Genomic DNA, 12,358 nt, shown 5'->3' with positions numbered 1-12,358 from the left:
ACCTGATCCCATCCCGAACTCAGAAGTGAAACAGATCTGCGCCGATGGTAGTGTGGCATGGCCCATGCGAGAGTAGGTCATCGTCAGGCTCCTAAACCAAAAACCCCAGCGACTTGTCGTTGGGGTTTTTTATTTTGGATACACAAAAAAAGCCCCGACAGTCAGCCTGCCGGGGCTTTTAGATTTCAGGCCTGAAAAAGGGTCTATGGCAACCAGATCTCAAACACGCCACCGCCGTATTCCCCGCCATTGTGCAGGCGAATGTACCCGCTGCGGTCTCCGTCGGTGTGCATCTGTGCCACTGACGAGGTGAAGAACAGTCCGAGGCTGGTGCTGCCACCCTTGAAATCCAGCGAATGGAAGGAGAGGGTGCCGGTGTGCTGCATGCTCTCGGGGTAACCCTGGCCGTCGTCTTCGACAGCAATCACCAGATAGCCATTTTCCTCTCTGGCCGTCAGCCGGATACGGCTCTTGGTGTAACGGATAGCATTATTGATGGTGTTGTTGAGCACACCGGTCAGCAGATGCTCGTCGAAGAAACCATTAATATCGTCGGTTTCCACGGTGCACTCGATGCTCAGGCCATCCAGCAATGGCAGGTGACGGGCCAACTGCTCCGAGAGGAAGTCCGGCACAAAGTGCTCGTCCACGTCCACCGACAGGTTATCCTGTCCCATGCGGTAGATCCCCAGCAACTGGATGAGATCGTTATGCATGCGTTCGGCTTCGTACTGAAGCATATTGAACTTGTGGTCCGCGGAGAGGGCCTGGCCGTGCTCTGAGCGGAGTTCGTCAATGCTGTTGATGAGCATGCCCAGGGAGTTCTTCATGTCGTGCACAGCGGACGCCAGCACGGTCGAGAAGTCGATGTTGTCGGTCATGTCATCAGTCCTTTCAGTTTCCGGCTCAGAGCCTGATACCTGCGGTATTGACGGTGCTGCTCCGGCAGGGATTCCAGGCGTGCCAGGCGCTTCTGGCAGGTATCGAGCAGCGAGCGGTTCTCCGGTTGCTGCTCATACTGTTTGAGCAATACCTGGACAAGGTTGAGGTTCAGGGCCGCGTGGTCCGGGACAATGTTCAGGGCCTGGTTAAAGGCAGTAACCGCTGCGTGCAGGTCGCCGGCTTCGAAAGCCTTGATGCCTTCCTGGTTGAATCCACGGGCTTCGATTTTCTGGCGGAAGCCGACGGGTTCATCAAGAAGCCCCTCAATTTTCTGCAGGATGCTGTTGTCATCCTCATACTGGGATGCCAACTGGCCGAGCAGTTCCTTGGCCTGTTGGTCCCGCCCCATCCGGAACAGGGTCTTGGCATAATCAAGGCCGAGATCGGCACCCAGTTCCGGCAGTTCGTCTATCTCGGAGGAGAGCTCATTCAAAAGCTTTTCGGCTTTTGCCTGATGGCCCTGGCCGGCATGAAGACGGCATTGAACAATCCGGCTTTTCAACGGCAGCTGCTCATCGTCGGGAAAGCGTTTTTCCATTTTTGAGAGAATGTTGAACGCTTCGTTCGCTTTGCTGGCGCCTTGATCGCCGGTATCGCCCTCACTGAGGTCTGAAAGGCTTTGAGCCAGTGCCAGATAGTGATCCTGGTGGTCGTGGACTGAATAACTGCCCAGGGAGACCGTCTGCCGCCAGGCTTCCGAGGCGGTGTCGATATCCTGATTGGCGTCGGCCAGCTCGGCCAGATGCTTATGGCGAAGCAGGGCATTCGGTGAATGTCGTGAGGCACGCTCCAGCACCTGCTGGGCTGGCTGGGTTTTGCCCTGTGTTTCCATTACCTGAGCCAGGAGATCGTAGGCCTCCATGTAATCAGGGTGCTTTTCGATCAGTGTTTTCAGCTCTGCGATCGCCTGGTCTTCTTTCTGATTGGCTGCCAGTACCCGGCAGCGACCGAGACGTGCCCAGGAAAGCTCCCGCTGGCCAAGAACTTCATCGTACACCTTCTGGGCATGAGCCATGTCTCCGACCTGATAATAGAGCTCACCGAGGGTCTTCATCAGCCAGGTTTTGTAACGTGGCTGCTTCGGAAGCATATCCAGGCAAAGGGAAATGGCCTCGGGGTAGTTTTCCCGGTCGATTTCCCGGGTGATTGGAAGCAGGGCGTTACGCTGGCGAATCAGGGCGCCCAGGCGCTTTTCCAGAACGGCCCTGTTGATGGGCTTGGTCAGGTAGGCGTCCGGTTGATACTCGCGGGCGCCCATAACCATTTCCTTGGAAGTTTCCGCGGTGACCATCAGGAACAGCGAGGAGTGTTTCAACAGCTTCCGGTAACGGAGTTCTTCGAGAATATTCTGTCCGTTTTTGCCTTCTCCCAGATTGTAGTCGCAGAGAACAACGTCAACATGGTTGTAGGCGCAGTACTGGATGGCCGGCGTTGCGTGGGCGACCAGTTCAATTTTGTCGGCACCACAGCTCCTGAGCATCTGGCGCATGGACAGACGGAAGTTCTCGAAGTCGTCCACTACCAGAAAGTTGAGCTTTCGGAACGGATTGGCCAGTTCTTTCTGATCGGATTGATTCATGAGCGCGTCTGTTTCAGTTGTTTATTGACCAGAGCCCGCAGAGCGGCGGGTTTTACCGGTTTATAGAGTATCTGGTAGCCACGGTCGATGGCGTCTTCCCGGACTTCCGGTGCCATATACCCGGTAATGAGTATGCCGGGAATCCCGGTACCCAGAGTGTTGCGGATACTGTCCATGGCGTCCAGTCCGTTGCGGTTATCATCCAGTTGATAGTCTGCCAGGATGATGTCCGGTGGTTCCCCATCGAGCTTTTCCAGGGCATCCTCCAGGCTTTCCGCTGCGGTGACGTCGCACTTCCAGTTGCCCAGAAGCGCCACCATGCCCTGCAGTATCGCTGCATCGTTATCGATGCACAGTACCTTCAAACCGCCAAGGCTGGAAACCCGCCGGGATGCTGCGGTCGTCTGCGACGAGGCGGACGGGATTTTGCTGGCCTGGGCAATGGGGACGGTGATGCCGAACGTGCTGCCTTTGCCCTGGGCGGAGTGGACGCTGACCGGGTGGTTGAGCATGCCGCTGATCCGTTCAACGATGGCAAGGCCAAGGCCCAGGCCTTTGTTGTCCTTGCCGTGCTGGAATCGCCGGAACTCTTCAAAGATATGCGCCAGTTGGTCTTCTGACATGCCTGGCCCGGTATCCCAGACCTCAATGCGGATATACCCCTTCAGGCGGCGGCATCCCATCAGAATCCGGCCACTTTCGGTATACCGGATGGCGTTGGACAGAAAGTTCTGGATGACCCGGCGGAGCAGCTTGGCGTCGGAGCTGACCCAGGCCGAGCAGGGCACCACATGGAGCTCAAGGTTCTGGTCCTTGGCAATTGCCGAGAATTCTGTGGCCAGGTGCCGGAGCAGGTCGTTGATGGCGAAGGCGCTGATGTCCGCCTCCAGAGCCCCTGCGTCCAGTTTCGATATATCCAGCAGGGTGCTGATGATTTCCTCGGCGGCGCCCAGGGAGCTATCGATGTGTTCAACCAGTTCCCGGGTTTCGCCTTCTGCGACCTTGCCGGTCAGGGCGGAAGTAAACAGTCGTGCCGCGTTCAACGGTTGCAGCAGGTCATGGCTGGCTGAGGCGAGAAAGCGGGTCTTGCTCTGGTTCGCCTGTTCAGCCACGGACTTGGCCTTGAGCATCTGCTCGTTGATGACCTGTAACTCCTGGGTCCGCTCCCTGACTCGCTGCTCCAGGTAGGTGTTGGTCTCCTTCAGCGCCTGCTCGGTCCGTCGCATGGCGGTGATGTCCTGATAGGTGGTGACATAGCCGCCTCCGGGGATCGGGCTGCCGTCCACCCGCACAACGGTGCCGTCCGGCCGTTGGCGCTCGTAGGACATGGGCTCACCCTGGCGCATTTTGTCGCAGCGGTCCTGGATGATTTCATCAATTCTCCGGGCCGCCACGTTGGCGCTGGTGAGGTTGTAGCGCATCAGGTCCTGAACGGGCCGTCCAACCCGGACGTAGCCCTTCGGGTAATTGAACAGTTCCAGATACCGGTGGTTCCAGACCACCAGCTGCTGTTGCGGGTTCACCACGGAGACGCCGAGGCTGATGTTTTCAATGGCGGACTGCAGTAACTCCCGGCTGAAGGTCATGGCCTGGGAGGCTTCGTCAACGATGCTGACGACGTCCTCGATCTGCATGTCCCGGCCGGTGAGTGTGGACTCCAGAACCACCCGTGCTGTGGAGGCGCCGATCACCGAAGCCAGTTGGCGTTCCACATACTTCATCAGATGGGTGGAAGCTGGCCGATGTGGATAGACCCGGGTGGCATTGCGTCGTTCGTAGTTTCGAAACACACTCTTGGACCGCTCGTCGCCCATGAAGCGGTCCGTCAGAGCCTGCAGGTCAGACGTCAGGACCTGGCCCTGCCATCCCTGGTGCTGGGTGTTGTCTCCCCTGGGATGAGTGTCGTGGAAAAACGCCGCGACCTGGATCTTTTCGCGAATCCGCTGACGTGTCACCAGGGAGAGAAGAATATAGGCGGCGGTGTTCACGCCGAGGCTCCAGAGAATGCCATGGCTGACCTGATCCAGCTCGGAGCCGAACAGCGCTGTGGGGCGGGTCCATGTCCAGCCAAACAGTCCCTGTTCGATCAGGGTGTCCGGAATCCACCCGGTTGAGACCAGTGCCGGCAGTAACAGGGTGTAGCACCACATCAGGAAGCCGAGGCCCAGCCCCCAGACGGCGCCCATGAAGTTGCCGTCGCGCCAGAGGATGCCACCGACCAGAGCCGGGCCGAACTGGGCTGCCGCAGCAAAGGACAACAGGCCGAAGGCGGTCAGGCTGTAGTCGGCGCCTGCCATCCGATAAAAGCCATAGGCGGTCAGCAGCACCACGAAGATGGCGCCCCGGCGGATGGTTAGCAGCAGGAAGCTCAGGTTGCCCCGCCGGTTCATGCCGGGGCGGAAAAAGCGCAGCAGGCCAGGCATGATGATTTCGTTACTGATCATTGTGGCAATGGCCACGGCGCAGACAATCACCATCGCGGCAGCGGCTGAGCCGCCACCCAGGAAGGCCAGGACCGCAAGCCACTGTTCGCCGGCCTGTATCGGCAACTGAAGGATGATGATGTCCGGATCCGTGTCCGCCAGTTCCGGCGTCAACAGGCCGGCGGCAGCGATAGGGATAACGAAGGCACTGGCAATGACCAGGTAGATGGGCATGGCCCAGCGGGCCACCTGGAAATCCCGGTGGTCGCTGTTCTCGACCACCATAACGTGGAACTGTCGTGGCAGGCAGACAATGGCGAGCATGGCGATCAGTGTCTGTGTAATGAATGCCGGCGCCTCCAGGGAACCGGTCGTCAGTGTGCCCAGAAGGTCCGCTTCAACCGCACGGGAAAACAGGTCGCCAAAGCCGTTGAACAGGCCGTAGCCGACAAACAGGCCAACGGCGACAAAGGCGATCAGTTTGATCAGTGATTCAAAGGCGACGGCCTGGATCATGCCCCGGTGATGTTCGGTGGACTCCAGGTGGCGGGTGCCAAAAAGCACCGTGAACGCCGCCAGGGCGAGGGTGATATACCAGGCGGAATCGTTCCAGGCCGCGCTGCTCAGTTCCTGATAGCTGTCGCCGGTACTGGAGAGCACGTTGAAGCCCAGCGCGATGGCCTTCAACTGAAGCGCGATGTAGGGGACGCTGCCGATAAGGGCGAAAACCGCCACCATGGCCGCCAGCAACTGGGATTTGCCATAGCGCGAGGCAATGAAATCCGCGATGGATGTGCTGTTGTTGCGCTTGCTGATGTAAATGATTCGCCGGAGCAGGGGCGCGAAAAACAGAAACGCCAGTAGCGGGCCGAGATAGATCGGCAGAAAGGCAAAACCCTCCTGGGAGGCCCGCCCGACGGCGCCATAAAAGGTCCAGGAGGTGAAGTAGACGGCCAGTGACAGGCCGTAGATGTGAGTTCGGGCGATTCTTCGGCGGTAGAGCCCGGGGTGGCGATCGCCCGCCCAAGCTATGAAGAACAACAGTGAAATGTAGGTGATCGAGATTAATACCAGCAGCCAGGCGCTAATCATGTCTCGCGGTTATCCGTCTCGCCGTTTCAGGATTGGCAGACAGTCTTGAACAGTGGGTCAGCACTGTCCAGCACTTTCATGTTGTCGACGCGCGGTGTGCCTTCGGAATCCAGGGGCACAAGCTGTCGCTTCGGGCAATTGATGATGTGCACCCGATGTGAGACCGAATCGGTCACCGTCTGTTCAAAGCGATAGAGCGTGAAGCGGGCGACATCCGGGTTGTCCGGGTTCCAGTTGACGCTGTTGACGTCCACAGCCGAGAAAGCCGTTACGTATGGGAAGACGAAGGTCCAAGGGCGGAAAAAGATCTTTTCCTGCTCGGTGCTGACAATGACCGCTTCCTCGGGCAGTAGCGACTGCTTGTGTTCAAACCAGGTGTATTCGCCATACACCAGATAGCCCAGCATGCCAGCGCCGGCGAAGACTGGAATGATCCATCTCGGGGCCTTTTTGGCAGTGGCGGTGCGGATGCCCAGTGCGATTCCGGCGGCACCCAGGCCGCAGAAAACAGTGGCAACAAAAGTCCAGAACATACAGCGGTTTCCTTAAAAAAGAACGGGCTCCCTCGAGGAGGAAGCCCGTCCGGTTCAACCTTTCATTGCTGAGCAATGAATCAGGCGTTCTCTCAGGTTAATGGTCGGACGCAGATCCGGCACCGCGCGGGTAACGGACGCTTTCAACCAGCTCCTGGATTTCTGCGGGCGGCTCTGCAGTCGACTTGGACACTGCAAAGGCTACCGCAAAGTTCACGACAGCACCAACGGCACCGATGGACAGCGGGGAAATACCCAGTACCCAGTTTTCCGGGGTGTCCGCCAGGTTGTTGGTACCCGGGATGAACAGCCAGCCCTTGTACACGAAAATGTACACCAGGGTGAAGGTCAGACCGGCCAGCATGCCGCTGATGGCGCCCACATTATTAACCCGCTTCGAGAAGATACCCATCATCAGAACCGGGAACAGGGACGCGGCAGCGATACCGAAGGCCAGTGCCACCACCTGGGCTGCGAAACCTGGAGGGTTGGCGCCCAGATAGGTCGCGACCACGATGGCAACCGCCATGGAGATCCGGGCAGCCAGCAGCTCGCCCTTATCCGAGATGTTGGGGTTGATGCGCCCCTTGATAAGGTCGTGACTGACCGCCGAGGAGATCGCCAGCAACAGACCCGCTGCAGTCGACAGGGCTGCAGCCAGACCACCCGCGGCGATCAGACCGATAACCCAGCCGGGCAGGTTGGCGATTTCCGGGTTGGCCAGCACCAGGATGTCCCGGTTAACAACCAGCTCGTTGCCTTCCCAGCCGCGCGCCTGAGCTTCAGACTGGAACGCCTCGGAGTCGTTGTACAGCTGGATGCGACCATCGCTGTTTTTGTCCTCATACTGGATAAGGCCAGTGATTTCCCATTCCTTGACCCAGTTCGGACGATCTTCATAGAGGATCGGCGCTGCGTCGGTACCGTCCGGGTAGATGGTGGTCATCAGGTTCAGACGGGCCATGGAAGCAACAGCCGGAGCGGTCAGGTACAGCAGGGCGATGAAGACCAGAGCCCAGCCGCCGGACCAGCGTGCGTCAGCCACCTTGGGAACGGTGAAGAAGCGGATGATTACGTGCGGCAGGCCTGCCGTACCGATCATCAGGGACAGGGTAAACAGAACCATGTTCAGTTTATTGTCCACGTCCGCGGTGTACTCGTTAAAGCCGAGATCGGTGATGACCTGGTTCAGCTTGGTCAGCAGCGGCATGCCGGACTCGGTGTGAGTGGAGAACATGCCCAGGCCCGGGATCGGGTTGCCGGTCAGTTGCAGGGAGATGAACACCGCCGGAATGGTGTAGGCAACGATCAGTACGCAGTACTGGGCCACCTGGGTGTAGGTGATGCCCTTCATGCCCCCGAGAACGGCGTACAGGAATACCACAACTGCAGCGATCATCAGGCCCATGGTGGAATCCACTTCCAGGAAGCGGGAGAAGGCAACACCGGCACCAGCCATCTGGCCGATAACGTAGGTGACAGAGGCCACAATCAGGCAGATAACCGCCACCAGCCGGGCGTTGTCACTGTAGTAGCGGTCCCCGATGAACTCGGGCACCGTGAACTTGCCGAACTTCCGCAGATACGGAGCCAGCAGCATGGCCAGCAGTACGTAACCGCCTGTCCACCCCATGAGGAAGGTAGAGTTGGAATAGCCACCGGCGGCAATCAGACCCGCCATGGAGATAAACGACGCCGCTGACATCCAGTCGGCACCGATAGCCGCGCCGTTGGTGATCGGGTGAACACCACCGCCGGCCACGTAGAAATCGCTGGTGCTACCGGCTTTCGCCCAGATAGCAATCACGATATAGAGGAGGAACGAGCCCCCTACAAATAGGATGTTAATCGCAAATTGGCTCATCGGTTCTTACTCCTCGTGCACGCCGAATTTTTCGTCGATCTTGTTCATGCGCCACGCGTAGTGGAAGATCAGAACAATGAACGTCAGGATGGAGCCTTGCTGGGCAAACCAGAAGCCCAGATCAGTGCCACCAACCGGAATTCCCGCGAGCATGGGGCGGAGCAGAATCGCAAAGCCATAGGAAACCAGGGCCCATACGATCAGGCTACCGAAGATAAGGCGTAGATTCGCCTTCCAGTAGTTTTCAGCGTCGTAGCTATGACCTGACATACAATCACTCCTGTGTTGTTGTTGTGGAGGTTGGGTGAATTTTGGGTGAGGTACTGCGGATAGAGAATTTATTATTCATGTAGTTCTTCTCCGACTAGTTGTCTCCTCTGACTTTACTGGTGGGTGAATTTATAGATATTGGCAAATGGTCTAAGTGTCAGTCACTTGCCGCCGAAAATATCAATAAGAGGTAACCGAGACAAACATGCTCAGTATCGGTGCATGCTTTGTAAGCGGCGCTGGTAATGCAGCTTTTCGGTAAGTTCCCGGAGAGTGTTGACGCCGGTTTTCCTGGCCTTGTTCAGGGCGATCAGCGTCAGTTCTGCGGTGACCAGGGCGTCGGCGGCGGCGTGGTGGCGCTCGCTCACTTCCAGTGCGAAGTAATCCGCCCAGTGGTCCAGGCTCTTGCCCTTGGTGTTGGCATCCGGGAAAAACGCCGGCATCAGCTCGGCCACATCCATCCACAGATGGCCGGTGGTGTAACCCAACTGGGTTTTCAGCGCTTTTTCCAGAAATTTCTGGTCGAACGCCGAGTGATAGGCCAGTACCGGGTCCCCGTTCATCCAGTCCAGCAGGTGCAGTAGGGCATCCTCGGTTTCGTGACCCTGGGTCAGGGCCTCGGGGCCGATGCCATGGATCAGTACCGTTTCCCGGATGTCCAGGTCGGGCCGGCGCAGGATAAGGTCGAACTGGTCGTCCAGATGAATCACCCCGGACTCAATGGCCACAGCGCCGATGGCAATGACCTGATCCTTGGCCGGATTGAGTCCGGTGGTTTCAAGGTCAAGAACAATCAGGCGGGAGCTGGATAGCAACTGGTCGCCGGCCGTCTTGGGTGTCGGCAGGTTCGAGGTGTCGTGATCGCCAACGGCTGTTCCTTTGCGCTCTGCAAGCCACTGTTTAATAGAGTCGAACATGGTGCGTTAGTCAGCCTAGAGTTGGTAAGTCACTTCGAGCTTTTGCTGAAGTCGCTGCGCCTGGCGGAAAGATTCCCGGAGAATTCGCTTGTCCAGGGGGTTCAGGTCGTCGGGGTCAATGTAATTGGTCAGTTCCTCGCCCCGGTTAAGCATCTCCTGGTGGGCCCGCATGCGAATTGCCTGGATCAGGCTGTAGGCTTCTTTCCAGGCGTTGGCATCTTTGGCATCGAACACGCCTTTCCGGGCCAGCGCGTCCATCCGCTCCAGCGTATTGGCCTGTTCCACGCCATTGGCCAGCGCAAACACCCGCACTGACTCGACAAAGGGGGCAAGCCCCTGGCGTTTGAGGTCCAGTGCGTGCTTCTTCTCGTCGTTGAGATAGCGGAAACCGTTGAACATGGTCAGTGGCGGTTTGCGCTGAAACGCGTTGCCCGCCAGCATCTTCTGGAAGAGCGCGTTTTTCCGGATTCGCTCCAGCACATGCTCGAGCAAACGGTGCAAGGGTTCGGTGGGGCCGAACACCGCGCGCATATCCAGGAAAATCGAAGAGTACACGAGATTCTGGGGGGTCGACGCGTCGATAAAGCGCACGAACCAGTCGTCCCATTCGCGTACGCTCAGGCAGAGTTTGGGGTTGCTGGCCATGATATTGCCCTTGCACAGGGTAAACCCGCATTCGGCAAGGTCGTCATTGACCTTGCGGGCAAAGGGCAGGAGTTTTTCCCGGACCTGTTCCTCGGTCATGCCTTCGGGCGTTTCAAACAGGATGCCGTTGTCCTGGTCGGTCAACAGTGTCTGTTCCTGACGGCCTTCGCTGCCAAACGTCAGCCAGGTAAAGGGAATGCCCGGGTCGTTTTTCCTGAGGTTGAGTTCCAGTACCCGGCGGACGGTGACATCGTTCAGGGTGGTGATGATCTTGACCACCTGGCCGGAGTCGGCACCGTGGGCGAGCATGGTGTCCACCAGCCGGGATACGTTGGTCCGCAGGCTGACCAGGGTGCGAAGATGTGTGGCGGTACCGATGGTGCGTGCCAGGTTGACCAGGTCCACCCGCTGCAGGGAGAACAGGTCGCTCTCCGAGATCACCCCGATCAGTTTGTCATCGTCATCCACCACGCAGATGTGGGCGAAGTGGTGTTCCGCCATGAGCATGGCTGCCTCGAAGGCATCCGCAGTGGCAGGTAGGCGCATCGGGTCTGGGGTCATGATCTGCCGGATTGGTGTGTCCAGGGGGCCTTTGCCCTCGGCAATCATGGTGCGCAGGTCCCGCAGGGTGAAAATGCCGGTGGGGCGGCGATTGTCATCGGTGATAATCATGCTGCCCACGTCGTTCTCGTGCATGCGGGCCACGGCCTTGCGCACCGGCAGGTCCGGGGAGCAGACGATGGGATTGCGCAGAGCATATCGTTCCAGCGGCGTGTCCAGTCGGTTGTTGGAGCCGATGGACGCCATGGCATTGGACTGGATGCGCTGGTTGACCTGATCCAGCAGGCTGCTGACCCCGCGCAGGCAGAAATCCCGGAAGGTGTCGCTTTCGGAAAACAGGGTAACAAAAGCCTCATGCTCGATACTCAGGCAGAAGGTGTCTCCAGAGGCCCTGTGCAGGGTCCGGGTGGGGCGTTCGCTGATCAGTGCGGCCAGGGGGAAGCACTCACCCTGGGTGATCGAGAACGTGGTCTCGGCCCGGTCTTCTTTTTCGTTATGGCGCTCGCCCTTGATCCGTCCCTGTTTGACCACGTAAAACCGTTTGACGGGCCCGTCGTCGGGTTTCAGTACCTCATCGCCATCGGCGTAAAAACGCAGCGTTGCATGCTCGGCAAAGTGAGCAAGGTGATTGTCATCCATGTTGGAGAAGGGCGCGTGCTCGCGCAGGAATGACATGATGGCACGGGTATTCTGCGGGCGGGTGCTGTCCTGGGATGCTGCGGCCATAACGAAGTCCATGCTGTCGGGGGAGCGGGGCGGTACTTGCCGGCGCTCTTTCATTATTGTTATCCGGTCGGAGTTTAGTCCACCGGACGCGAGCTTGGCCCTACGATTTTGGTCGCAGGGCCGGGCGGTTGCCCGCCTTTATGGTAATCTCGGGCGGTGTTAGAGTTCTGATACCTGTCAATCCGGAATCAATTTGTGTCATGACCAGTAAAGACGAGCGCCTGGCGTTTCTGGAAGAGATGAAGGACGTCCGGCGCATCCGCAAAGCCAATCGGGCCGAAACCACGACGCCAAAAGAACTGACACCTGGTCACCTGGAGCGTCAGCGGGCGGCTGTTGATATGCCGGTTCGTGACAATAACCCGCTGACCTCCAGCATGGTTGAGCCGCTGACCGCCCGGGACGTCCTGAGCTGGCAGCGGCCGGGCGTGCAGCACGGTGTCTTCAAGAAGCTGCGCTTGGGGCATTATGCCATCGAGGCCCGTCTGGACCTGCACCGGATGACGGTCGAGGAGGCCCGGCGGGAGGTCTTCAGTTTCATCAATGACTGTGTGCGTTATGGCCTGCGGTCCGTCATTATTCTGCATGGCAAGGGCGAACGGAACCCCGATGGCATCGCCCAGATCAAAAGCCATCTTGCCAAGTGGCTGCCGGAACTGGACAGCGTGCTGGCCTTTCATTCCGCCCAGAAGCACCACGGTGGAACCGGCGCGGTGTACGTCATGGTGCGCAAAGGGGATCGTGACAAGCAGCGTAACCGGGAGATCCACGGCGGTCACTAGTGTCTGGCCCGATAGCGACGGCAG

Annotated in this window: 9 protein-coding genes and 1 rRNA gene; 2 read left to right on the top strand and 8 right to left on the bottom strand. The window is 58.6% G+C overall.

The window, feature by feature from the left end:
- Positions 1 to 89: ribosomal RNA gene (rrf, locus tag HNR38_RS16660) — 5S ribosomal RNA — on the top strand; the annotation flags it as partial.
- 114 nt (positions 90 to 203) lie between these two features.
- On the opposite strand, the gene HNR38_RS16655 is transcribed toward rrf, so the two are convergent.
- The 8 genes from HNR38_RS16655 to HNR38_RS16620 all read right to left on the bottom strand — a co-directional run bounded on the left by HNR38_RS16655 (position 204) and on the right by HNR38_RS16620 (position 11,552).
- On the bottom strand, positions 204 to 881 hold the full coding sequence (locus tag HNR38_RS16655; protein ID WP_183706429.1) for a sensor histidine kinase: 678 nt from the start codon (positions 879 to 881) through the stop codon (positions 204 to 206).
- Positions 878 to 2,521, bottom strand: a complete 1,644-nt coding sequence (locus HNR38_RS16650) for a tetratricopeptide repeat-containing response regulator (protein WP_183706427.1) — start codon at positions 2,519 to 2,521, stop codon at positions 878 to 880. The genes HNR38_RS16655 and HNR38_RS16650 overlap by 4 nt, the downstream gene beginning before the upstream one ends.
- Entirely contained in the window at positions 2,518 to 6,036 is a 3,519-nt protein-coding gene (locus HNR38_RS16645) for a hybrid sensor histidine kinase/response regulator (protein WP_183706425.1), read from the bottom strand. The genes HNR38_RS16650 and HNR38_RS16645 overlap by 4 nt, the downstream gene beginning before the upstream one ends.
- Positions 6,037 to 6,062: 26 nt before the next feature.
- A complete protein-coding gene (locus HNR38_RS16640; protein ID WP_183706423.1) occupies positions 6,063 to 6,569 on the bottom strand; it encodes a hypothetical protein in 507 nt (168 codons plus the stop codon).
- A 97-nt stretch (positions 6,570 to 6,666) separates the two neighbouring features.
- Complete coding sequence (locus HNR38_RS16635; protein ID WP_183706421.1) at positions 6,667 to 8,433, bottom strand: sodium:solute symporter family protein; 1,767 nt, start codon at positions 8,431 to 8,433, stop codon at positions 6,667 to 6,669.
- Positions 8,434 to 8,439: 6 nt separating this feature from the next.
- On the bottom strand, positions 8,440 to 8,703 hold the full coding sequence (locus tag HNR38_RS16630) for a DUF4212 domain-containing protein (RefSeq protein ID WP_183706419.1): 264 nt from the start codon (positions 8,701 to 8,703) through the stop codon (positions 8,440 to 8,442).
- Positions 8,704 to 8,912: 209 nt separating this feature from the next.
- Positions 8,913 to 9,620, bottom strand: a complete 708-nt coding sequence (locus tag HNR38_RS16625; protein ID WP_183706417.1) for a 3'-5' exonuclease — start codon at positions 9,618 to 9,620, stop codon at positions 8,913 to 8,915.
- Between the two features lie 15 nt (positions 9,621 to 9,635).
- Positions 9,636 to 11,552 carry a putative nucleotidyltransferase substrate binding domain-containing protein gene (locus HNR38_RS16620; RefSeq protein WP_183706441.1) on the bottom strand — a complete coding sequence of 639 codons (1,917 nt, stop codon included), beginning with the start codon at positions 11,550 to 11,552 and terminating at the stop codon, positions 9,636 to 9,638.
- A 200-nt stretch (positions 11,553 to 11,752) separates the two neighbouring features.
- On the opposite strand from HNR38_RS16620, the gene smrA reads away from it, so the two are divergent.
- Positions 11,753 to 12,334 carry a DNA endonuclease SmrA gene (gene smrA / locus HNR38_RS16615; protein ID WP_183706415.1) on the top strand — a complete coding sequence of 194 codons (582 nt, stop codon included), beginning with the start codon at positions 11,753 to 11,755 and terminating at the stop codon, positions 12,332 to 12,334.
- Positions 12,335 to 12,358 lie beyond the last annotated feature (24 nt).

It is taken from the genome of Marinobacter oulmenensis (assembly GCF_014201735.1).
Lineage (GTDB): Bacteria > Pseudomonadota > Gammaproteobacteria > Pseudomonadales > Oleiphilaceae > Marinobacter > Marinobacter oulmenensis.
The sequence above is the reverse complement of the archived record's forward strand: the minus strand, read 5'-3'. Positions and strand labels throughout refer to the sequence as shown.

Bases quoted from the DNA above. Each gene is read 5' to 3' on its own strand.
- HNR38_RS16650 (WP_183706427.1), bottom strand. From the start codon at position 2,521: ATGAATCAATCCGATCAGAAAGAACTGGCCAATCCGTTCCGAAAGCTC.
- HNR38_RS16625 (WP_183706417.1), bottom strand. From the start codon at position 9,620: ATGTTCGACTCTATTAAACAGTGGCTTGCAGAGCGCAAAGGAACAGCC.
- HNR38_RS16645 (WP_183706425.1), bottom strand. From the start codon at position 6,036: ATGATTAGCGCCTGGCTGCTGGTATTAATCTCGATCACCTACATTTCA.
- HNR38_RS16635 (WP_183706421.1), bottom strand. From the start codon at position 8,433: ATGAGCCAATTTGCGATTAACATCCTATTTGTAGGGGGCTCGTTCCTC.
- HNR38_RS16640 (WP_183706423.1), bottom strand. From the start codon at position 6,569: ATGTTCTGGACTTTTGTTGCCACTGTTTTCTGCGGCCTGGGTGCCGCC.
- HNR38_RS16655 (WP_183706429.1), bottom strand. From the start codon at position 881: ATGACCGACAACATCGACTTCTCGACCGTGCTGGCGTCCGCTGTGCAC.
- HNR38_RS16630 (WP_183706419.1), bottom strand. From the start codon at position 8,703: ATGTCAGGTCATAGCTACGACGCTGAAAACTACTGGAAGGCGAATCTA.
- HNR38_RS16620 (WP_183706441.1), bottom strand. From the start codon at position 11,552: ATGGCCGCAGCATCCCAGGACAGCACCCGCCCGCAGAATACCCGTGCC.
- smrA (WP_183706415.1), top strand. From the start codon at position 11,753: ATGACCAGTAAAGACGAGCGCCTGGCGTTTCTGGAAGAGATGAAGGAC.